This is a genomic window from Streptomyces sp. NPDC001339 (assembly GCF_042895955.1).
Classification (GTDB): domain Bacteria; phylum Actinomycetota; class Actinomycetes; order Streptomycetales; family Streptomycetaceae; genus Streptomyces.
Genome location: NZ_JBIAWT010000002.1, coordinates 645,057 through 667,547 on the forward strand (window position 1 = coordinate 645,057; position 22,491 = coordinate 667,547).

3 protein-coding genes are annotated in these 22,491 nt (G+C 72.1%); all 3 read left to right on the top strand.

Annotated features, from left to right (window positions below):
- Window positions 1-471: 471 nt before the first annotated feature.
- From ACFY12_RS08025 to ACFY12_RS08035, 3 genes are read left to right on the top strand one after another with little or no spacing between them, the layout of a single operon-like run.
- Window positions 472-807 carry an acyl carrier protein gene (locus tag ACFY12_RS08025; RefSeq protein WP_390714878.1) on the top strand — a complete coding sequence of 112 codons (336 nt, stop codon included), beginning with the start codon at window positions 472-474 and terminating at the stop codon, window positions 805-807.
- Window positions 795-2,786: an asparagine synthase (glutamine-hydrolyzing) gene (gene asnB, locus ACFY12_RS08030; protein ID WP_390714879.1), complete on the top strand. Its 1,992-nt coding sequence runs from the start codon at window positions 795-797 to the stop codon at window positions 2,784-2,786. Before ACFY12_RS08025 ends, asnB begins: the two co-directional genes overlap by 13 nt.
- Window positions 2,783-22,378, top strand: coding sequence for an SDR family NAD(P)-dependent oxidoreductase (locus ACFY12_RS08035; protein ID WP_390714880.1), 19,596 nt, complete (start codon window positions 2,783-2,785; stop codon window positions 22,376-22,378). The genes asnB and ACFY12_RS08035 overlap by 4 nt, the downstream gene beginning before the upstream one ends.
- Window positions 22,379-22,491 lie beyond the last annotated feature (113 nt).

The window sequence follows — 22,491 nt, forward strand, 5'->3', positions numbered from 1 at the left end:
GCACCATGCCGATTCCTCATTTCTCTGCGATGGATTGTTCTCTGCAAGGGAACGCCACTCGTCCATCCACTTCTGCGCGGGCCAGGTCGGCGAGCTCGGCAGACGCCACAAAGAACGGTCGAACATGTTCGACAACCCCATTCCACTTGCTCGTTCTCTTCGGCACGATCCGCACCCGCTGTCCGGGTCCGACCTCGGGGGTCATGGTGTGCCACCCCCCTTGCAGAGTCCTTCCGTTTTCCTTGCCGACCGCTTGCCGGCCGGTTGCCGACCGTCCCCCCGCGGTGCCGCCCAAGGGGGGAACTCGCGCCGAGGTCCGGTCCCCCGATCACCCCACCCCGCCCGATTGCGACCGCCGGACCGAAGGGAGCCGTCGAATTCGCTCCCGGGGAGCTTCCATTGGCCGTGACGGCGTGGATGTACTGGGAAGCCAAGGCTCAGTGCGAGTGACGCGACCGGACGGAGCCCCCCGTGACCATTCCCCCCGCAGCGGCCGAGGTGACCACGCTCGGCCCTACGGCGCACCGGCCGAGCAAGGAACAGGCATTGACCAGAACAGACAAGATAATTCGGTTCATCGAGGAACAGTTCCTGATCGAGTTCGGTGACGAAGTGACGCCGCAGAGCGATCTCTTCAAGGACGGAATCATCGACTCCTTCGGATACATCCGTCTCATGGGGTATCTGGAGGAGGAATTCTCACTGAAGATCAAGAGCGAGGAATTCCTGCTCGACGTCCCCTCCACGCTGGAGCAAATCGACCGGTTCGTGGCCGACCGGCAGGGAGGTCCGGCATGTGCGGGATAGCGGGCTTCCTCGCCTCTTCGCTCGACGCCGGCGCTCACCGGGGCGTCATCACCGACATGCTGTCGGAGATCCGGTACCGGGGGCCGGACGAGGCGGGGTACTACCTCGACAACGGTGTCGCGATGGGGACGGTCCGGTTGTCGATCGTCGACCTCGCGACCGGCGCGCAGCCCATGCCGGACGTCTCGGAACGCTATTGGATCTGCTTCAACGGCGAGTTGTACAACCACATCGAACTGCGCGCCGAACTCACCCGGCTCGGCCGGGAGTTCCGTACCCGGTCCGACACGGAGGTCGTCCTCCAGGCGTGGATCCAGTGGGGGCCCGCCTGCCTGACCCGCTTCAACGGTGCTTTCGCCTTCGCCGTCCGTGACACGGTCGCCGACGAACTCTTCCTGGCCCGCGACCGCTACGGCAAACGGCCGCTCTTCTACACCTCCTGCGCCGACGGGTTCCTCTTCGCCTCGGAGATGAAGGCGTTCCGGGCCTTCCCCGGCTTCCGCTTCGCACTCGACCCCCACGAGCTGAAATCGATCTACGGTATCTGGACCCCGCTGCCGGACCGGTCCCCGTTCAAGGGCGTCGCCCAGCTCCCGCCCGGCGGTCTCCTCGCGATCAGGGCCGGGCAGCGGACCCTGCGGACGTACGAGGAACTCGCCGTCGACGCCGAGCCGTTCACCGGCACACCGGCGGAAGCCGCGGCGTTCGTGCGCGACGCGCTGCGCACCAGCGTCGAGGTGCGGCTGCGCACCGACGTCGAGGTCGGGGTCTATCTGAGCGGCGGCCTCGACTCGTCGATCGTGGCCAGGCTCGCCACCGACCTCTCCTCCCACGAGGTGCGCACCTTCTCCGTCGAGTTCGAGGACCGGACCCTCGACGAGTCGAGCAGTCAGCGGTCCGTCGCCACGTACCTCGGCACGCGCCACTCCTCCGTCACCATCTCCACGGCCGACATCACGGAGAACTTCCCCGCGGCCGTCTGGCACGCGGAGTTTCCCGTGTTCCGCACCGCTTTCGTGCCGATGTACCTGCTGTCGCGGCATGTGCGCGATGCCGGGATCAAGACGATCCTCAGTGGCGAGGGCGCCGATGAAGCCTTCCTCGGCTACTCGCTCTTCCGCGAGACGATGCTGCGCGCCGCGTGGCACGAACTGTCCGACGCGCAGCGGCAGCAGCGCATCGCCGTCCTGCACCCGGAACTGGCCCACTTCGGGCCCGAGCACCGGTCCCATGTGACGGGCCTGCTCAGCCAGTTCGCCGAGGAGCGGATGCCGGGCCTGTTCTCCCACGAACTGCGCTACCAGAACGGCCGGTTCGTGCAGCGCCTGCTCAAGGACCGCGCCGAACCGTTCGCTGACCTGCTGGCCGTGGTCCGGGACACGCCCGGCTATGCGGCGCTGTCCCCGACGCAGAAGGCCCAGTGGCTGGAGTTCAAGACCCTCCTCGCCGGCTACCTGCTCTCCAGCCAGGGGGAGCGCATGGGGCTCGCGCACGGCGTCGAGAACCGCTGCCCCTTCCTCGACCCGGCCGTCGTACGGGCGGCGGCCTCGGTCAACCTGCGCTTCGACGACGGCTGGGAGGAGAAGGCCATCCTCAAGGAAGCCTTCCGGGACAGCCTTCCGCGCGAACCCCTCACCCGGCGCAAGCAGCCCTACCGGGCCCCGGGTGCCGGGGCCTTCCAGGAGCACCGGCCCGACTATCTCGAACTCGTGCTTTCCAGAAGGGAGTTGGAGCAGATCGACGGCATCGACCCGGTCTTCGCGCAGCGACTGGTGAACAAGGTGATGACCACCCCCGCAGCCGAGATCAGCACCAAGGAGGACCACGCGTTCATCCACCTGCTCTCCACCGCCGTACTCAACCAGCAGTTCGTGCAGGACCGCCACGACCACGCGCGGACCGCGCCGGAGGCCGCACTGAACCTGACGACGGTGATCGACCGCCGGCAGACCGGGCTGCTCGTCGGAGGACAGCGATGACCGCACAGGAGCGGCCCGAGTCCGCGCACGACATCGCGATAGTCGGGCTGGCGCTCCGCCTGCCCGGCTCGAACACCCTGCGGGAGTTCTTCGGCCACCTGGCCGAGGGGCGCTCGCTGATCTCCGAAGTAGCGCCCGAGCGCTGGGCCAAGGAGCGCTGGTTCGGCAGCCCTCGGCGCGGCGCCGAGAAGACGAACAGCGTCTGGGGCGGCTTCATCGAGCAGGCGGACTGCTTCGACGCCGCCTTCTTCAACATCTCCCCGCGCGAAGCCGAGAGCATGGACCCTCAGCAGCGCTTCGCCCTGGAACTCGCCTGGCAGGCCGTCGAGGACGCCGGCTACCGCGCGGGCGCGCTGGCGGGCACCAGGACCGGCGTCTTCATGGGGGTCTGCCACGCGGACTACGCGGAACTGATGGAACGGGACGGGGCGCGGACCGACGCCTACTTCCCGACCGGCACCGCGTACTCGATCATCTCCAACCGGGTCTCCTACTACTTCGACTTCCGGGGCCCCAGCATCACCAACGACACAGCGTGCTCCAGCTCGCTGGTCTCGGTGTACGAGGCGGTCACCGCGCTCCAGAACGGTGACTGCGACCTGGCCCTGGCCGGCGGGGTCAACCTGTGCTGGTCGCCCAAGCACTTCGTCGCCTTCAGCCAGGCGAGCATGCTGTCGCCCACCGGCCGCTGCCGCGCCTTCGATCAGGGCGCCGACGGATACGTACGAGGCGAGGGAGGCGCGGTCCTGCTCCTGAAACCCCTGGCGCGGGCGATCGCCGACGACGACCTCGTGCACGCCGTCATCAAGGGCGCCGCCACCAACCACGGCGGCCGCACCAGCTCGCTCACCGTGACCAACCCGGACGCGCAGGCCGACCTCATCAAGGGCCTCTACACCCGCGCGGGCATCCGCCCGGAGACCGTCTCCTACATCGAGGCCCACGGACCCGGCACGCCCGTCGGCGACCCCATCGAGGTCCTCGCACTCAAGCGTGCCTTCCGTGACCTCCACCGCGGGCAGGGCACCGAGCCGCAGCCGGGGACCACCGGCATCGGCTCGGTCAAGACCAACATCGGGCACCTGGAGGGCGCGGCGGGCGTCGCCGGCCTGGTCAAGGTGGTCGGCGCCCTCGCTGACCGGACGCTCCCCGCGACCGTCGGCTTCACCGAGCAGAACAAGCTCATCGACCTCGACGGCAGCCCCTTCCACATCGTCCGCGACACCCAGCCCTGGGACGAACCGCCCATGGGCCCGGACGGCACCCCCGCACCGCGCCGGGCCGGCGTCAGCTCCTTCGGGTTCGGCGGGACCAATGCCCATGTCGTGCTGGAGGAATACCCCGCCAGCGACCCGGCGGAGGCGGCGGACGAGGCCGAGGGCCCGCACGTCGTACCGCTCTCGGCACGCACCCCGGAGCGGCTGCGGGAGGTGGCGCGGCGGCTGCACGCCTTCCTGACCCAGCCGGGCGCCGCGCCGAGCGGTCTCGCCGACATCGCGTACACCCTCCGGACCGGCCGCGAGCCGATGGCCGCACGGGTCGCCTTCGTGGTGAAGGACCGGCAGCAACTCCTCACCGCCCTGGCGGACTTCGCCGACGGGACCCTCCCCGACGCCGCCGCGCACACCCCCGCCGGGGAGCCGGACCCGGACGCGACGCGGTGGGCCGAGGGCGGCGACGTCGACTGGGCCGGGCACGCCCGGGGGCGTCGCGTACGGCTGCCCGGGTACCCCTTCGCACGGGAACGCCACTGGTTCCGGACCCACCCGGCGGACGGGACACCGACGGGCGGCGCGCTGCACCCGCTGCTGCACCGCAACGCCTCCGCCCTCGACGAACTGCGCTACACCTCCGTCTTCACGGGCGACGAACCGTTCCTCGACGCCCACCGCGTCCAGGGCACGCGCGTCCTGCCGGCCGCCGCCCAGCTGGAGATGGTCCGCGCGGCCGTCTCGTACGCCACCCGCCGCGCCGACCTCTCCGGTACGACGGTCCGCCTCGGCGACACCGCGTGGCTGCGCCCGCTGCCGGTGGACGGGCAGCCGCTCGAAATCCACGTGGCCCTCACCCCCCAGGACGACGGCACCCTCGGGTACGAGATCCGCACGGGGGGCGGGGACGCGCCCGCCGTCGTCCACAGCCGGGGCACCGCCGTGATCGACGCGCCCGAGGAGCCCGCGGAGCCCGAAGAGCCCGTGACACTCGACCTCGGCGCTCTGCGCGCCTCCTGCGACACCCCCCACGACCCCGCCGAGGCGTACGCGGCCTTCCACGAGGCCGGCCTGGAGTACGGACCCGCGATGCGCGGGCTGACCGAGATCCGGCTGGGAGAGGGGGAGTTGCTGGCGCGTATCGAGCGGCCCGCCTCGGATGCCCCCGACGACGCCGTGGTGCTGCCGCCGAGTGTGCTGGACGCCGCGCTCCAGGCATCGGTACTCCTCCAGGCCGCCATGGCCCCCGAGACGAGCCGGGCACTGGCGTTGCCGCTCACTCTCGACCGGCTCGACGTCCACGACCCGTGCCCGGACGTGACCTGGGCCTGGGTCCGTCGGCGCGGCGGTGGCAGCGGGCTCGCCACATTCGACATCGACCTGTGCGCCGGCGATGGGGCCGTCCGGGCCCGGCTGCGCGGGCTGGCCCAGCGGACCGTCGCCGAACCCGCCGAACCCGCTGTACCGGCCGGCCCCGGCGGGCCCCGCGTCGTGGCCGCCACCTCCCGCTGGGTGGACGCTCCGGCCGGGGAGACGGGCGGTCCCGTCACCGTGCACGGTTTCCTCACCGGACGGCCGGACGCGTTCGCCTCCGAGGTGTCCGCCGCGACGGGCCACCCGTTCACCGTCCTCCCCGGCATCACCCCCGGTGCCGTGGCGGACGGCGTGGGCGACACGCTGGACCTCGTCCTCGGGCGGGTGCGGGAACTGCTGCGCTCCAAACCCAAGGGAGCGCACCGCTTCCTCGTCCTCGTCGACGACCGGGTACCGCGCTTCTTCCACGCCCCCCTCGCCGGCCTCTTCAGGACCCTGAACCTGGAGAACCCGTCCGTCTCCGGGCGCGTCGTACGTGTCGCCGGGCTCACCGCCGCACCGGCCGGGCGGGTCGCGGACCTCGTCCGCCAGGAGGCCGCCGACCCGGCCGCCGCCGACGCGGAGGTCCGCCGCACCTCCGAGGACACCCGCCGCGCCTGGCGTCCCGTCGGCCTGGAACCGGGGGCCGGACCGCAGGTCCCGCCGCTCAAGTCCGGCGGGGTCTACTGGCTGACCGGCGGCCTCGGCGGCATCGGCCGCAGCGTCGCGCGGTACTTCGCGCGGCACCCCGGTGTCACCGTCGTACTGAGTGGCCGTACCCCGGTGGGGGAGAGCACCGACGCGGCGCTCCAGGCGCTGCGGACGGCCGGCGTCGACGCCCACTACCTCGCCGCCGACGTCGGCAGCGCGGCGGACGTGGAGCGTGCCGTGGCCGTCATCGTGCGCGAGCACGGTTCGCTGGACGGGATCGTGCACGCGGCGGGGACGCTACGTGACGCCTACCTCCTCACCAAGGATCCGCAGGACGTGGCCGAGGTGCTGCGTCCGAAGGTGAGCGGCGTCCTGCACCTCGACGCGGCCACCCGCGGCCTCGCCCTCGACTTCTTCGTGGTCTTCTCCTCCGTCGCCGGGGTGTACGGCAACGCGGGCCAGGGCGACTACGCGGCGGCCAACGCTTTCCTGGACGCCTTCGCCCACCACCGGCAGGCACTCGTCGACGCCGGTGAGCGGGCCGGCCGGACCGTGGCGATCAGCTGGCCGCTGTGGGCCGAGGGCGGGATGACGGTCGACGACGTGACCCGCGCGTCGATGCGCCGGCAGCGCGGCTGGGAGCCGTTGCCGACCGAGGACGGGCTGCGCGTCCTCGGACGCGCCCTGCTCGACACTCCGGAGCACATCGTCGTCGCATACGGCGCCGAGGCGTCTCTCACGCCCGAGCGGCGCGACGAGCCGGCCCCGCAATCCGCCCCCGGCACCGTCGGGTTAGCCGAGGGCGACCTCGTCGCGCGTACCACGGACCTGGTGAAGGACGTGCTGGGCGAGGTGCTGCACCACGACCCGGCGGCCCTGGAGCTGACCGTCGGCCTGGTCGAGTACGGCATCGAGTCGCTCGGCATCCTGGAGGCCACCGAGCGCCTCCAGGAGATCGTCGGGCCGTTGCCCAAGACGCTCTTCTTCGAGTACCTGGACATCGCGAGCGTCGTCGGCTACCTGACGGAGGAGCACCGGGCGGCTCTGGAGGCACACTTCGGCGCCCGACCGGAGACGGCGTCGCACGAGGAGACGATCCCCACTCCGGCCGTCGTGCAGGAGCCTTCCACCGTGGCCGTCGTAGGGCAGGACACCGCCCCGGCCGTCGTACGGGAGGACCCCGCGCCCGATGACTACCACGACATCGCGATCGTTGGCATATCGGGCCGCTACCCCGGCGCCGACACCCTCGACGAACTGTGGACGGTTCTCGAAGAGGGACGCCACCTCTTCGAAGAGGTGCCGCGCGACCGGTGGGACCACGACGCGATCCTCAGCCCCGAGCGCAGCGTCCTCGGCAAGAGCGCCATCAGGACGGGAACGTTCCTCCGGGAGATCGACACCTTCGACCCCCGGTACTTCCGCATCTCCCAGCGCGACGCGGAGAAGATGTCACCGGAGGTCCGCCTCTTCCTCCAGGCCGGTGTCGAGGCACTGGAGGACGCGGGCTACTCGCGCGAGACCATCCACCGTCAGTACGAGGGCGACGTGGGCGTGCTCGTCGGCACGATGAGCAACCATTACGGGCTGTACGGCTTCCAGAACGGCCTGACGCGCGGCGCCCCGGCCACCGGCAGCTACACGGGGACGATCCCCAACATGCTGTCGTACTTCTACGGCTTCACCGGGCCGTCGATCTTCCTCGACACGATGTGCTCGGGGTCGTCGATCTGCGTCCACCAGGCCGTGCAGATGCTGCGGGCACGCGAGTGCCGGATGGTCGTGGCGGGCGGTGTGAACCTCCTGCTGCACCCCTACAACCTCGTCACCTCCTCGCACGAGCACTTCACCACCGCCACCTCCGACGTCATCCGCAGCTTCGGACTCGGCGCGGACGGCACGATCCTCGGGGAGGGTGTCGGCGCCGTCGTCCTCAAGCCGCTGGTCGAGGCCGAACGGGACGGCGACCACGTCTACGCCGTCATCAAGGGCACCGGGCTGTCGAACGCCGGGGTGCGCAACGGGTTCACCGTCCCGAGCCCGCGCATGCAGGCCCGCGCCATCGAGAAGGCCATCGACGACGCGGGTGTCGACCCGCGCACGATCAGCTATGTGGAGGGCCATGGCTCCGGTACCTCACTCGGCGATCCGATCGAGGTCAGGGCGCTCACCACGGCCTTCGGCAGGTACACGAAGGACACCCAGTTCTGTGCGCTCGGCTCGGTCAAGTCGAACCTGGGGCATCTGCTGCACGCGGCCGGGATGGTGGGCTTCGCGAAGGTGATCCTCCAGCTTCGCGAACGCACCCTCGTCCCCTCGCTGCACAGCGAGGAACTCAACCCGGACATCGCCTTCGAGACGACACCCTTCCGGGTGCAGCGTGAACTCGCCGAGTGGAAGCCGGCGGTCACCGTGGACGACGGCACCACAACCGTCCATCCCCGGCGGGCCGGCATCACCTCCATCGGCGCGGGCGGTATGAACTCGCACATCATCCTGGAGGAGTACGACGACGCCGAGCCCCCGGTCGATACCGGCGGTCCGGGGAAGGCCGAGCTGTTCGTCTTCTCCGCGATGACCGACGCCGCGCTGGAGACCTCGCTCACCCGCTTCCGCGACTACCTCGCGGCGGCCGACGAGGCGGATCTGCCCTCGATCGCCCACACGCTACGGGTCGGCAAGAACGAGCTGCCGCGCCGCTGGGCCTTCCTCGCGCGTGACCGCGCAGGCGCCGTGGCGGCCGTCGACCGCTACCTCTCCGGCGACCGCGACCAGGCCGCCGCGCTCGCCGACCCCGACCCCGCCACCGTGGTCGCCCGTGACCTGGCCGTCGCCTGGACCGGCGGACGCGGTGTCGACTGGGCGCCGCTCACGGGCGTACGACCGCCGAGGCGGATCTCCCTGCCCGCCTATCCGTTCGCGCGGGTGCGGTGCTGGACGGACCCCGAGCCCGGCGCGCCCACCGTCACCGCGCCGCTGGCGCTGCGCGAGAAGCCGCACCCGTTCCTCGGGGCCAACCGCTCCGACGTCGACGGGGTGCGCTACAGCCTGGACGTCCACCTCGACGACCTCGCCGACTACGGCTTCCGGCAGGACAAGGAGCGCGGGATCGTCCCGACGTTCGTCGTGGACCTGGCGCTCGCCGCCGGGAAGGTGTCCGGCTTCGCCGCGACGCCGCGGGTGAGCGGGCTACGCCTGTACGCCCCGGTTCCCTGGGCCGATACCGCGCGTCTGGTCACCACCGTGACCAGGGTGAGCCCTGACGCCGCCGTCGCCGCCGTGTTCCGCGAGGACGGGTCCGGGGCACGCGCCCCGGTCGCCGAGTTCGGCCTGCACCCGGACGACCGGGGGGCAGCACCGGACGCCGTGCCGCACCCGCGTGACGCGGTGCGCACCCTGGACCGGGAGGAGGTCCTGGCCGAACTGGCGGAGGGCGGCATCACCCCGGAACCGCTCCACTGCGGTGTACAGGGCGCCCACTGGCTGCCGGACGGACAACTCGTCCTCACCGTCGCGGTCCCGGAACTCCGCCAGGACCACACACGCGGCAATGTCAGCATCGCCCCGCACGTCCTCGCGGCGATCGCCCACGGCGGCCAGCTCGCCGCGAAGCGGGCCGGCGAGCCCGCGTGGGCGCGGCAGATCCCCGGCCTGATCGACGAGGTACGCCTCTTCGACGCCCCGCGTGCCACCGCCGACGACGTGACGTACGTGGTCCTCGACCTGCCCCCACAGGCCGACACCCCCGGTGGCCGGGTCCGCCTGACGGACAGCGACGGCCGGATGCTGGCCGAACTCGTGGGCATCCGGTGGGGCGACGGCGACCCGGCGACCGAGTACCCGGACGTGGAACGGAGCGGAACACCTGTGCAGACCCCCCAACCGCCGTCGGCGCCCACCGCACAGGTGCCGCGTCCGAGCGGTGACGAAGCCCTCGTCGCCTTCGCGGTCGACGAACTGCGCCGTCTCGCGGCGGACATCCTCAAGTTCGAGGCCGATGAGCTGGACGTCCACACCGGGTTCGACGCCTTCGGTTTTGACTCCGTCTCGCTCATAGCCTTCAGCAAGCTCGTCAAGGAGTCGCTCGACATCGACCTGACCCCCGCGGTCTTCTTCGACGTCACCACCCTCGACGCGCTGGCGCGGCATCTGGTCACGGAGTTCGAGGACCGGGTGCGCGCGGCGCGGCCATCGCCGGAGACGGGGACGGAGACGGATCCGGAGAGGGATCCGGAGACGGCTGAGGCGACCGAAGTGACCAAAGTGTCCGAAGCGATCCGGGAGAGCCTGGGGGAGGAGGCCCCTGCCCCGCCGCGCGGCGAACGGCGCCCCATGCCCATCGCTGTCATCGGCGCCTCGGGCCGCTTCCCCCGCTCACCCGACCTCGACACGTACTGGTCCCGTCTGGTCGAAGGCAGGGACTGCGTCTCGGAGTTCCCGGTCCACCGCTACGACGAGACCTATGCGCGCATCGCCGAGAACGCGGACTTCCCGCACCACGCGGGCGTCGTCGACGACGTCGACGCCTTCGACGCGGGCTTCTTCCAGATCTACCCGCGCGAGGCCGAGCTGATGGACCCCCAGCACCGCCTCGCCCTGGAGACGGTCTGGAGCGCCATCGAGCACAGCGGCCACACCCGAGGCACGCTGCCGAGGAACACCGGACTGTTCCTGGGCGTCTCGGGCACCGACTACGCGACCCTGCTCACGGCCTACGGCGTCGAGCCGGACGCGTTCACCTCCACCGGCAACGCCCACTCCATGCTCGTCAACCGGATCTCGTACATCCTCGACATCCGGGGCCCGAGCCAGCCCGTCGACACGGCCTGCTCCAGCTCGCTCGTCGCCGTGCACCGTGCGATGGAGGCCATCCGCTCCGGCGCGTGCGACGTCGCGATCGCCGGCGGTGTCAACCTCCTGCTGAGCGTGGACACCTTCGTCAGCGCCCACCGCGCCGGGATGCTCAGCCCGACCGGACGCTGCCGGACCTTCGCACGGGACGCGGACGGCTACGTACGGGGTGAAGGCGTCGGCGCCCTCGTGCTGAAGCCCCTCGACGCCGCCGAACGCGACGGCGACGCGATCCTCGGTGTGCTCGTCGGCAGCGCCGAGAACCACGGCGGACGCGCCAACTCCCTGACGGCACCGAACGCGGACGCCCAGGCCGATCTGGTCGGCGCGGCGCTGGCCGGGATCGACCCGGACACCATCGACTACATCGAGACCCACGGCACGGGCACCGCACTCGGCGACCCCGTGGAGGTCCGCGCGCTGCGCACCGCCTTCCGGCGGCTCGGCGGCACGCGCGCGGACATCGCGCTGGGCTCGGTGAAGACGAACATCGGCCACCTGGAGGCGGCGGCCGGCGTCGCCGGGCTGGTGAAGGTGCTGCTGGCCATGGAACACGGTGTCATCCCGGCGTCACTCCACTGCGCCGAACCCAACCCGTACCTCGAACTCGACCGGGGCCCGTTCCGCATCGTGCGCGAGAACGAGCCGTGGCGGCGGCGCCCCGCGCCCGCCGGGGTCCTCGTCCCCCGGCGGGCCGGTGTCAGCAGCTTCGGGTTCGGCGGCGCCAACTGCCACGTGGTCGTCGAGGAGTATGTCGCCGGCGACACCGGCCGCGCCGACGACCCCGGCACCCCGGTCGCCATCCCCCTGTCGGCCCGTACCCCCGAGCAACTGCGCCAGGTCGCGCGCGATCTCCTCACGCACCTGGAACAGGCCCCCGAACCGTGCGCGCTCGGCTCGCTCGCCCGGACCTTGCAGACCGGGCGCGAGGCGATGCGGGAGCGCGTCGGCTGGGTCGTCGGCTCCCAGCACGAACTCGCCGCCAGACTCCGTGCCTTCACCGAGGACGGCGAGAGTGTCGGCGACGGAGTCCGGGGCAGCGTCACCCGGCCCGCCGAACCCACGCCCGTCGCGCCGGACGGCGACTTCGCCCGTCTGCTCGCCCGCTGGGCCGAAGGGAGCGCCGTCGACTGGTCCGCGCTGTACGAGGCATCCGGGCCCCGGCGCGTCCATCTGCCGACCTACCCGTTCGCCCGCGAGCGGTACTGGATCCCCGGCGCCGCTCCGCAGCAGCCGGCGTCGCCGGTCGCGGGGACCGCGCTGCTCGTCCCGCGCTGGACCCCGAAGTCCGGGTCGGCCGGCACCCCGGCGGACCGCCGAGTGGTGATCCTGTGCGGAGCGCTCGCCGCCGCACGGGAGGCCGTCGAGCAACGGGGTGCGCGGTGCTTCACCGTCGGGACGGACAAGCAGCGCCTCGACAACCGCTTCGAGGACGTCTCACGGCAGGTCTTCGAGATCGTCCGCGACCTCGTCGCCGACCCGGCTGTCGGCCGGACCCTCGTCCAGGTCGTGGCACCCGAGGGCGGCGACGACGCCGTCCACCTGGCGCTCGCCGGGCTGCTGCGCACCGCGACCGCCGAGGACCCCTCGCTCACCGCGCAACTCGTCTGCCTCGACGACACCTTTGACGCCGAGGCGGTCATCGAGGAGAACGCGCACGCCACCGCGGACGACCTCGTCCGCCACCGGGACGGTGTCCGCTCCGTCCTCGCCTGGGAGCGGGCGGAGCCGTCGCCCCCGTCCGATGCGACGACCGTGCCGTGGCGCGACGGCGGCGTCTACTTGATCACCGGCGGCACGGGCGGCATCGGCGCCGTTCTCGCCCGCGCCATCGCGCGTGACGCCGTACGGCCGACGCTCGTCCTGACCGGCCGCTCACCGCGCAACGCGCGGATCGACGGGCTCCTCGACGAACTGCGCGCCGCCGGAGCCATCGCCCGGTACGCGCGGGCGGACGTGTCACGCTGGGAGGAGGCGCGCCACCTCGTTCGGACGATCCGGGAGCAGGACGCGGACCTGAACGGCGTCATCCACTGCGCGGGCGTGGTGCACGACGCCGCGCTGGTGCGCAAGACGGCGCAGGAGTGGACCGACGTCCTCGCGCCGAAGGCCGGCGGCGTCGTCCACCTCGACCGTGCCATCGGCGACGCTCCCCTCGATTTCCTGCTGCTCTGCTCCTCCGGCTCCGCGATCACCGGCAACCCCGGACAGGCCGACTACGCCACCGCCAACGCCTTCCTGGACGCCTTCGCCGCGCTGCGCAACGCACGCGTGGCCGCAGGGGAGCGCTCGGGACGCACCCTGTCGCTCGCCTGGCCGCTGTGGCGCGAGGGTGGGATGACCGTCGACGCCGCCGCCCTCGCCGGGCTCCGGCACAGCCGGGGCCTGACCCCCATGGAGTCGGCGGACGGCCTCGCGGCACTCGCCCACGCCTGGCAGCTGGGGGAGGGGCAGGTGTGGGTCCACCACGGAGACCTGACCCGGATTCCGACGGCGACGGCAGCACCCGTCGCACCGTCCGCGCCCCCGGCGGCCCCGGACGGGGACGAACCCGAGACGCTCCGCCGCCTCACCGGCCTCTTCGCCCGGGTCACCAGGACCCCGGCCTCCGCCGTCGACCCCGACGCCCCGCTCACCTCGGCGGGACTGGACTCGATCATGGTGGTGCAGCTCAACAAGGAGCTGTCTCTCCTGTACGGCACGGTCTCGAAGACCCTCTTCTACGAGTTGCCGACCCTGCGGGCGATCGCCGAGCGGCTTGCGTCCCGGCACAGCCCGGCGGACACCGCCCGGACCGCCGTACCGGCGCAGGCCGTACCTCCGTCCGGTGCCCCCGGACAGCGGGAGCCCATCGCCGTCATCGGCATGAGCGGCCGCTACCCGGGCGCCGCGAACCCCACCGAGTTCTGGGAGAACCTGAAGGCCGGGCGGGACCGCATCGGTGAGATCCCGGCCGACCGGTGGCCGCTGGAGGGCTTCTACGAGCCCGACCGGGCCGCCGCCGTCGCGAGCGGCCGCAGCTACAGCAAGTGGGGTGGCTTCGTCGACGACTTCGCGGCCTTCGACCCGCTGTTCTTCCGGATCGCCCCCCGCGACGCCTATGCGATGGACCCGCAGGAGCGGCTGTTCCTCCAGGCCTCCTGGGAGGTCCTGGAGGACGCCGGCCACACCCCCGAGACGCTCGGGCACCAGGTCGGAGTCTTCGTCGGCGTCACCAAGTCCGGCCATGCCCGGCACGCCGCGCGCCGCCTGCCGTCCGGGGAGACGGTCGTACCGGCCCTGTCCTTCGCGTCGTTGAGCGCCCGTACCTCCCACGTCCTGGACCTGCACGGGCCGAGCCTGACCATCGACACGATGTGCTCGGCGTCCCTCACGGCCATCCACGAGGCGTGCGAGCACCTGCACCAGGGCTCCTGCGAGGCGGCCATCGCGGGCGGGGTCAACCTGTACCTGCACCCGCTGGACTACGTCGAACTGTGCCGCTCCACCATGCTGTCGACGGGGCCCCGGCTGCGCAGCTTCGGCAGCGGCGGTGACGGCTTCGTGCCTGGTGAGGGCGTCGGCGCCGTACTGCTCAAGCCCCTCTCGCGGGCCCTGGCCGACGGCGACCGGGTGCTTGCCGTGATCCGGGGCACGAGCGTCAACCACGGTGGCCGCACCCATGGTTACACGGTGCCCAGCCCGGTCGCGCAGGCCGAGGTGATCCGTGACGCCCTGGACCGCGCCGGTGTCTCCGCCCGCGACGTCGGGTACGTCGAGGCGCACGGCACCGGCACCGAACTCGGTGATCCGATCGAGGTGGCGGGCCTGACCACTGCCTTCGCCCAGGACACCGACGACCGGCAGTTCTGCGCCCTGGGCTCCGTCAAGTCGTCCATCGGGCACCTCGAAGCCGCCGCCGGCATCGCGGGCCTGACCAAGGCCGTCCTGCAACTGAGGCACGGACAGTTCGCGCCCAGTCTGCACGCCGAGGAACTCAACCCGAACCTCGATCTGGAACAGACCCCGTTCTTCGTCCAGCGCGAACTCGCCGACTGGCCGAGCGACCGCCCGCGTCTGACGTCGGTCTCGTCGTTCGGCGCCGGTGGCTCGAACGCTCATGTCATCTTGGAGGAAAACGTGTCCGAGCCCGCATCCGGCCGGGCGTCGGCCGGGCAGGGGGTCGAGCAGGGGGCCGAGCAACTGGTAGTCCTGTCGGCCCGCACTTCCGAACGCCTGCGTGACCAGGCCACGCGCCTCGCGGACCACCTCGACCGCACGGAGGTCGACCTTGCGGACCTCGCCTTCACCCTGCAGACCGGTCGCGAGGCGATGGCGGAACGCCTCGCCGTGGTGGTCGCCTCGGTGCCCGAACTGCGCCGTGTGCTGCGCGGATACCTGGACGGCGACTCGGCCCCCCGCGGCCTGCACCGGGGCACCGTCGACGTCGGGAGCACACGCAGCGCGGTTGCCGAGCTGGCCGAGGACGAGGAGCTCCGGGACCTCCTGGTGAACCGCTGGATCAGGGCGGGTGACCTCTCGAAGCTCGCGGCCCTGTGGACCGAGGGCGTGCCCCTGGACTGGGCCGCCCTGCACGGTTCCGCCACACCCCGGCGGGTCCCGCTGCCGACGTATCCGTTCGCGCGGGACCGGTACTGGGTCGGGGACCTCGAAACCGTCGACGTCCCCGGAGCCGTCGCCATTCCCGAGACCGAAGCCGTCCCCGGGGCCGTCGCCATCCCCGAGACCGCAGCCGTGCCCGAAACCGCCGGCGTTCCGGAAACCGTTGACGCCCCCGTCGCGGTCGATGCCGCTGCCGCCGTACCGGCCGCGTCGCCCCCGCTCGACGTCGACGTACGGGTCCGCCGCCTCGTACGCGAGAAGCTGGCCGACGCCCTCGTCATGGACGAGCAGGAGATATCCGGCACCCGTGCCTTCGCCGAATACGGCCTCGACTCCATCCTCGGCGTCCGCTTCGTGCACGAGCTCAACGAGGCGCTCTCCCTGGACCTGACGACCAGCGTCATCTACGACCACAGCTCTGCCGACCGCCTCATCGCACACCTCCTTGAGGCGCACCGCGACACGGTCACGCTCGCCCCGCTGCCCACCGTCACTGCCACCGCCGTACCTGCCGCACCCCGCCCCGGGCCGAACGCCCGTGGCCCGGTGGCCATCGTCGGCATGAGCGGCCGGTTCGCCGGCTCCGACTCCCTCGACGAGCTCTGGGAGCACCTCGCGGCGGGCCACGACCTGGTCGGCGAGGCGACCCGATGGCCCCTCCCGTCCCTGGACTCCACCGGCAGGCCCCAGTGCACGCGCGGCGGATTCCTCGACCGCATCGACGAGTTCGACCCGCTGTTCTTCAACATCTCCGGCGTCGAGGCCGCCGCCATGGACCCCCAGCAGCGGCTTCTCCTCGAAGAGTCCTGGAAGGCCCTCGAAGACGCGGGCTACGCCGGGCGTGCCGTCAGCGAGCGCGACTGCGGCGTGTACGTCGGCTGCTGGGACGGCGACTACCAGGGGCTGCTCGACCGGGACGGACCGGCGCAGACCCTGTGGGGCAACATGGCGTCGGTCATCCCGGGCCGGGTGTCCTACTTCCTCGACCTCAAGGGCCCGGCGATCGCCGTCGACACCTCGTGCTCCAGCTCGCTCGTGGCGATCGACCTGGCCTGCAAGGACCTCTGGTCCGGTGAGACCTCGATGGCGTTGGCGGGTGGGGTGTTCGTCCAGTCCACGCCGCGGCTGTACGGGCTCGCCGGCCGCGCCAAGATGCTCTCGCCGACCGGCCGTTGCCACACCTTCGACCACCGCGCCGACGGCTTCGTACCCGGCGAGGGCGTAGGCGTCCTGGTGCTCAAACGCCTTGCGGACGCCCTCGCGGACGGCGACCACATCCACGGGGTGATCCAGGCCTCCGGCACCAACCACGACGGCGCCACCAACGGCATCACCGCCCCCAGCTCGGTCTCCCAGGAGCGGCTGCTGAGCGAGGTGTACGAGCGGTTCGGCGTCGACGTCGAGACGATCCAGGTCGTCGAGGCGCACGGCACCGGCACGAAGCTCGGCGACCCGATCGAGTTCCAGGCGCTGACCCGCGCGTTCCGCAAGGGCACCGACAAGTCCGGCTACTGCGCCCTCGGTTCGATCAAGACGAACCTCGGCCACACCCAGTTCGCCGCCGGCGTCGCGGGCATCTTCAAGGTCCTCCTCGGCATGCGGCACGGGCAGATCCCCGCCTCGCTCCACGTCGAGCAGCCGAACGAGGCCCTCCCGCTCGACGGCAGCCCCTTCTACCTGAGTACCCGCACCCACCCGTGGCCGACGCCCGCGGGCTCCCCGCGCCGCGGTGTCGTCAGCTCCTTCGGCGCGAGCGGCACCAACGCCCACCTCGTCCTCGACGAACCGCCGGCGGTGACCGCCTCCCGCGCGCCCGCCCCGGCCCACCTCGTCGTGCTGTCGGCGCGCTCCCGGGACCAACTCGCCCAGCAACTGGCCCGCCTGGCCGCGCACTGCCGCCGGGAGACCACGCTCGACTGCGGCGACATCGCCTGGACCCTCGCCGTCGGCCGCGCGCACCTCACGCACCGCTTCGCCTGCGTCGTACACGGCCTTGACGACCTGATTCAGGTCCTGGAGCAGGGCCTCGACGGACCGCGCGCCCGAACGGGTGAGACCAAGGCGTCCGAGGCGCCCGCTGCCACCCCCACGGACCTCGCCGAACTCGCCGGACTCTTCGTGCGGGGCGCGGAGATCGACTTCGCGCAGCTCTTCCCCAGGGAGCGCCACGGCCACCGGCGGGTCCCCCTGCCCACCTACCCGTTCGCCCGTGAGAGCCACTGGGCCACGCCGGAGGTTCCCGCCGCTGCCGCACCCACACCCGTTGCCTCAGCACCCGTGCCCGTCGCCCCGCGCCACCCGTTCATGAGTGACACGGCTCCGGTGCCCGGCGAGCCCGGCGCCGTACGCGGCACGGTGAAACTCACGGGGGACGAGAGCTTCCTGCGCGACCATCTGGTGCGTGGCCAGCAGGTCCTGCCCGGTGTCGTCCACCTGGAGCTGGCCCGTGAGGTCGCCGCCCGAGCCCTCGGAGCGGACGCCGGTACCCCGCTCACGATGCGGAACGTGACCTGGGTCCGGCCGCTCGCCGTCGACGGCCCCCTGGACGTCGACGTGGTGGCGAAGCCGGCCGTTGACGGCGTCACCTTCACGGTGGTGTCCGGGACCGACGACGCGGGTTCCTACTGCGAGGGCCGCGTCCTGCGGTCCACCACGCCCCGCCCGGCCCCCGTGGACCTCGCGGCCCTGCGGGCGACCTGCCGGACCCGCGTGCCGGGCAGCCGCATCGCCGAGACACTCGTCGCGATGGGCATCACCCACGGACCGACGCTCCGCGCGATCGACGAGGCATACGTCGGCCCCGGCACGGTCGTCGCCCGCCTCTCGGCAGCACCGGGGGAGCCGTATCCGTACGTGCTGCACCCCGCGCTGACGGACTCGGCGATCCAGGCGTCCACGGCGCTGGACCTCGACGGTTCCGGAGCACCGTCCCAGGAGGTGATGGTGCCGTTCGCCCTGGACGCACTGGACCTCTTCGGACCCTGCACGCGGACCATGTGGGCCGTGGTCCGCGTCGCGGACGGCCAGGAGACGGCGGGCGCACTCAGCCGGCTCGACATTGACCTCGTCGACGAGACGGGAGACGTCCGCGTCCGTATGACCGGCTACACCTCGCGTGCCGTGCCCGAGCCCGTGCCCTCCCTCTTCGCCCCTGTATGGGAGCCGGTGCGCGGCGAAGCCTCGCCGCTCCCGCAGGACCGCGTGCTCGTGGTCGGCGCGTCGGACGAGCAGTTCGCCGAGATCGCCCGGAACTCCCCTCTCGCGTCGGCATGGCACCTTGCGCCGACCGCCTCGGTGGAGGAGAACCTCACCGCGCTGCGGTCCGCCGGACCGGTCGACCACGTGCTGTGGATCGCACCCGACACCGCACCGCACCCGACGGACGCCGCGGGTTTCACCACCGCGCAGGAGCACGGCGTGATCGCAGCGTTCCGCCTGGTCAAGGCGCTGCTGCTGGCTGGGTACGACGCCCGCCCGCTCGGCATCACGCTGGTCACCCGGAGCGCCGTCGCCACCCGTCCCGCCGAGCCGATCCGCCCGGCCCATGCCGGCCTGCACGGCCTGTTCGGCTCCCTCGAACGCGAGTACGCGCACTGGACGGTCCGCCGCGTCGACCTCGACGACACGGCAGGCCCGGCCGCGCTCGGCGACCTCCCGGTCCGCACCCCCGGCGGCACCTGGGCCCGCCGCCGAGGCCAGTGGCTGCGTCGGCAGCTCGCGCCGTGCTCCGCCGGGCACCCGGCGACGGCCCCGTACCGGGAGGGCGGCGTGTACGTGGTCATCGGCGGCGCGGGTGGCCTCGGTGCGGCGTGGACCCAGCACGTCGTAGCCCGCCACGGTGCCCGCGTGGTATGGATCGGCCGCCGGCCGCGGGGCGCCGCTGTCGAGGCACGCCTGCACGACATCCGGGGACGCGGCGAGGTCCACTACATCTCGGCCGACGCCACCGACCCCGAGGCGTTGCGGAGGGCCTACGACGAAATCCGCGCCCGGTACGGGAGCATCCACGGCGTCGTCCACTCGGCGCTCGTGCTGTGCGACCGCAGCCTCGCCAACATGGCGGAGACCGACTTCCGCGCGAGCCTCGCGGCGAAGATCGACACCAGCGTGGCCATGGCCCAGGTCTTCGGCCGCGAACAGCTCGACTTCGTCCTCTTCTTCTCCTCGCTCCAGTCGTTCACGACGGCGGCCGGACAGAGCAACTACGCGGCCGGCTGCGCCTTCGCGGACGCCTACGCCCACGCCCTGGACGGGCAGCTGAATTGCCCGGTGAAGGTGATGAACTGGGGTTGGTGGGGCTCCACCGGCAGCGTCGCCTCCGCGTTCCACCAGCAGAGCATGGCCCGTTGGGGGCTGACGTCGATCGAGCCGCCGGAGGCCATGGCCGCGCTCCGCGTCCTCCTCGACGGCCCGCAGACACAGGTGAGCTTCGTCAAGCTGAGCGACCCGACGGCCATCGAGCCGATCGACACGACGCTCCGGACGACCGTTTACGGGCCTTCACCCCTGCGCATCCCCGCCGATGCGGTCACCGCCCCGGCGGAGCTGTCCGACGGCGAAGACCGCTTCCTGCAGGGTGCCGCCGACTGGCGCCGCACCGAACGCGACCCGCTGCTCACCCAGTTGATCCGCGCGCACCTGGAGTCCCTCGGCGTGGTCCGGGCAGGTGAGCCCGCGCACGGCGATCTGACGGCGCTGCGCTCCCGGGGCGGTATCCACGAGCGCTACACGGCCTGGCTGGAGCACTCCCTGCGCGTCATGCCGGACCACGCGCCGCCCCTCGCGGTGCTCGAACAGCGGTGGGCCGACGCGTGTGCGCGATGGTCGGCCGACCCCGACCGGGCGGCGGAACTCGCCCTTGTCGACGCCACGTTGAAGGCCCTGCCGGACATCCTCACCGGCCGCGTACCGGCGACAGACGTCATGTTCCCGCGCGGTTCCGTCGAACTCGTCGAGGGCTGCTACCGCAACAACAGGGTGGCCGACACCTTCAACCGCACCATGGCCACCGCCGCCGCCACCATCGTCGCCGAGCTGCTGAGCCAGGACCCGACCACCCGTATCCGCATCCTGGAGATCGGCGCCGGCACCGGCGGCACCAGCGTCGGCATGTTCGCCGCGCTGCGTCCGTACCAGGACAGCATCGAGACGTACACGTACACCGACCTGTCGAAGGCGTTCTTGAACCGGGCCCAGGCCAGGTACGGGCCCGACGCCCGCTATCTGGACTGCCGGCGCTTCGACGTCGAACAGCCGCTCGCGCCGCAGGGTATCGAGACGGGCAGCTACCACCTCGTCATCGCCGCCAACGTCCTGCACGCGACCCGGGACATGCGCAACACGCTGCGCAACGCCAAGGCCGCGCTGCGGGACAAGGGGTGGCTGCTGCTGAACGAGCTGACCGCCTTTGACGTGTTCAGCCACCTCACCTTCGGGCTGCTCGAAGGCTGGTGGCTTTCCGAGGACGCACCCCTGCGCGTCCCGGGTTCACCCGCGCTGGCGCCGGAGGCCTGGCGCGAGGTACTGCGCGGCGAGGGGTTCTCCTCGGTCGTCTCCCTCCTGCCGCGCGCCCGCGATCTCGGGCAGCAGATCATCGCCGCCGAGAGCGACGGCATCGGGCGCCAGCGGGTCGCGGACACCGAGCGGCGGCCGGTGGACGCTCCCACGGCACCGACGGCACCTGCGGAGGCGGCAACGCCGCCGGCCCCGGCTGTGGCTGCGGACGAGGCCCGAGCCGCGCTGCTGGCCGCCCATCTCACGGAGAAGGCGGCGGAGATCCTGAAGGTTTCCCCCGACAAGATCGAACCCGACACGTCCCTCACCGCGTACGGCATGGACTCGATCCTCGTCCTTCAGTTCACCAACGCGCTCCGCCAGGACCTGGGCGAGCTGTCGTCGACCCTGCTCTTCGAGGCGGACTCCATCGAGAAACTCGGCGCCCATCTCCTGGAGCACCGCGCCGCGGAGGTGGACGCACTGGTGGCGACACCACGCCCGTCGCCCGCGGCGGGGGAGAGGCCCGTCGGCGGTGCCGCAGCCCCGCCGGCGAGCGCCGCGTCCGCCACCGCCCCGTCCGTCACCACTCTTTCCGCCACCGCTCTGTCCGTCCGCATGCTGTTCGACACGGCCGTACAGGAGGGGAACCCGGCCGAGGCGAGCGCCCTGCTGTCGGTCGCCGCGCGCTTGCGGCCCGCCTTCGCCTCGGAGACCGCCACCCCGGAGCCCGAGACCCTGCATCTGGCGGCAGGCGCGCACGATCCCGCACTGGTCTGCCTGCCGTCCCTCATCGCCCCCACAGGAGCCCACCAGTTCCTCAGGTTCGCCAAGGCACTGCGCGGTCTGCGCTCCGTCTGGGCGACCGGTCTGCCCGGCTACGGCGCGGGCGAGCCACTGCCGCAGACCGTGCGGGCGGCGGCGGACGTCCAGGTCGAGGCCCTGCGACGCCGGTTCGCCGGACGCCGGTTCGCGTTGGTGGCGTACTCGTCGGGCGGTTGGCCGGCCCACGCGATCGTACGGCGCCTGGAGGCGGCCGGTACTCCGCCTGCCGCGCTGGTACTGCTCGACTCGCCCGCGAAGGCCGGCGACGACATGGCCGGCATGATCACGATCAGCCGCTGGCTGACCGAACGGTTCCCGCAACTGCCCGTCGCAGACGAACAGCTCACCGCGATGGCTCGGTACGCGGAACTGTTCGATGGCTGGCAGCCGCAGCCGGTGTCCACCCCCACCCTGTTCGTCGGCGCTGCCTCGACGGAACGCCTCTCCGAGGTCCTCGGCGACACCACCAGGAGCCTGTGGCGGCCCGAGTGGCCGCTGGAACACACCAGGCTGGAGGTACCCGGCAACCACTTCAGCATGCTGGAGGAGCACGCCGACTCCACCGCGCTCGCCGTCCACCAGTGGCTAGCTCAGCGATTCGGCTAGGGCCTGTCCGATGGGTCAGGGCCGAAAGGTCCGCGGCGTCTGGTGCGGCGCATCGCAAGGCGCCGTGCCTGGGGGCACCTCCCAGCGTCAGCTGGGGGAGCGTCGCGGACCCG

Excerpts from the sequence above, each read along its gene's own strand:
- asnB (WP_390714879.1), top strand. The coding sequence starts at position 795 with ATGTGCGGGATAGCGGGCTTCCTCGCCTCTTCGCTCGACGCCGGCGCT.
- ACFY12_RS08035 (WP_390714880.1), top strand. The coding sequence starts at position 2,783 with ATGACCGCACAGGAGCGGCCCGAGTCCGCGCACGACATCGCGATAGTC.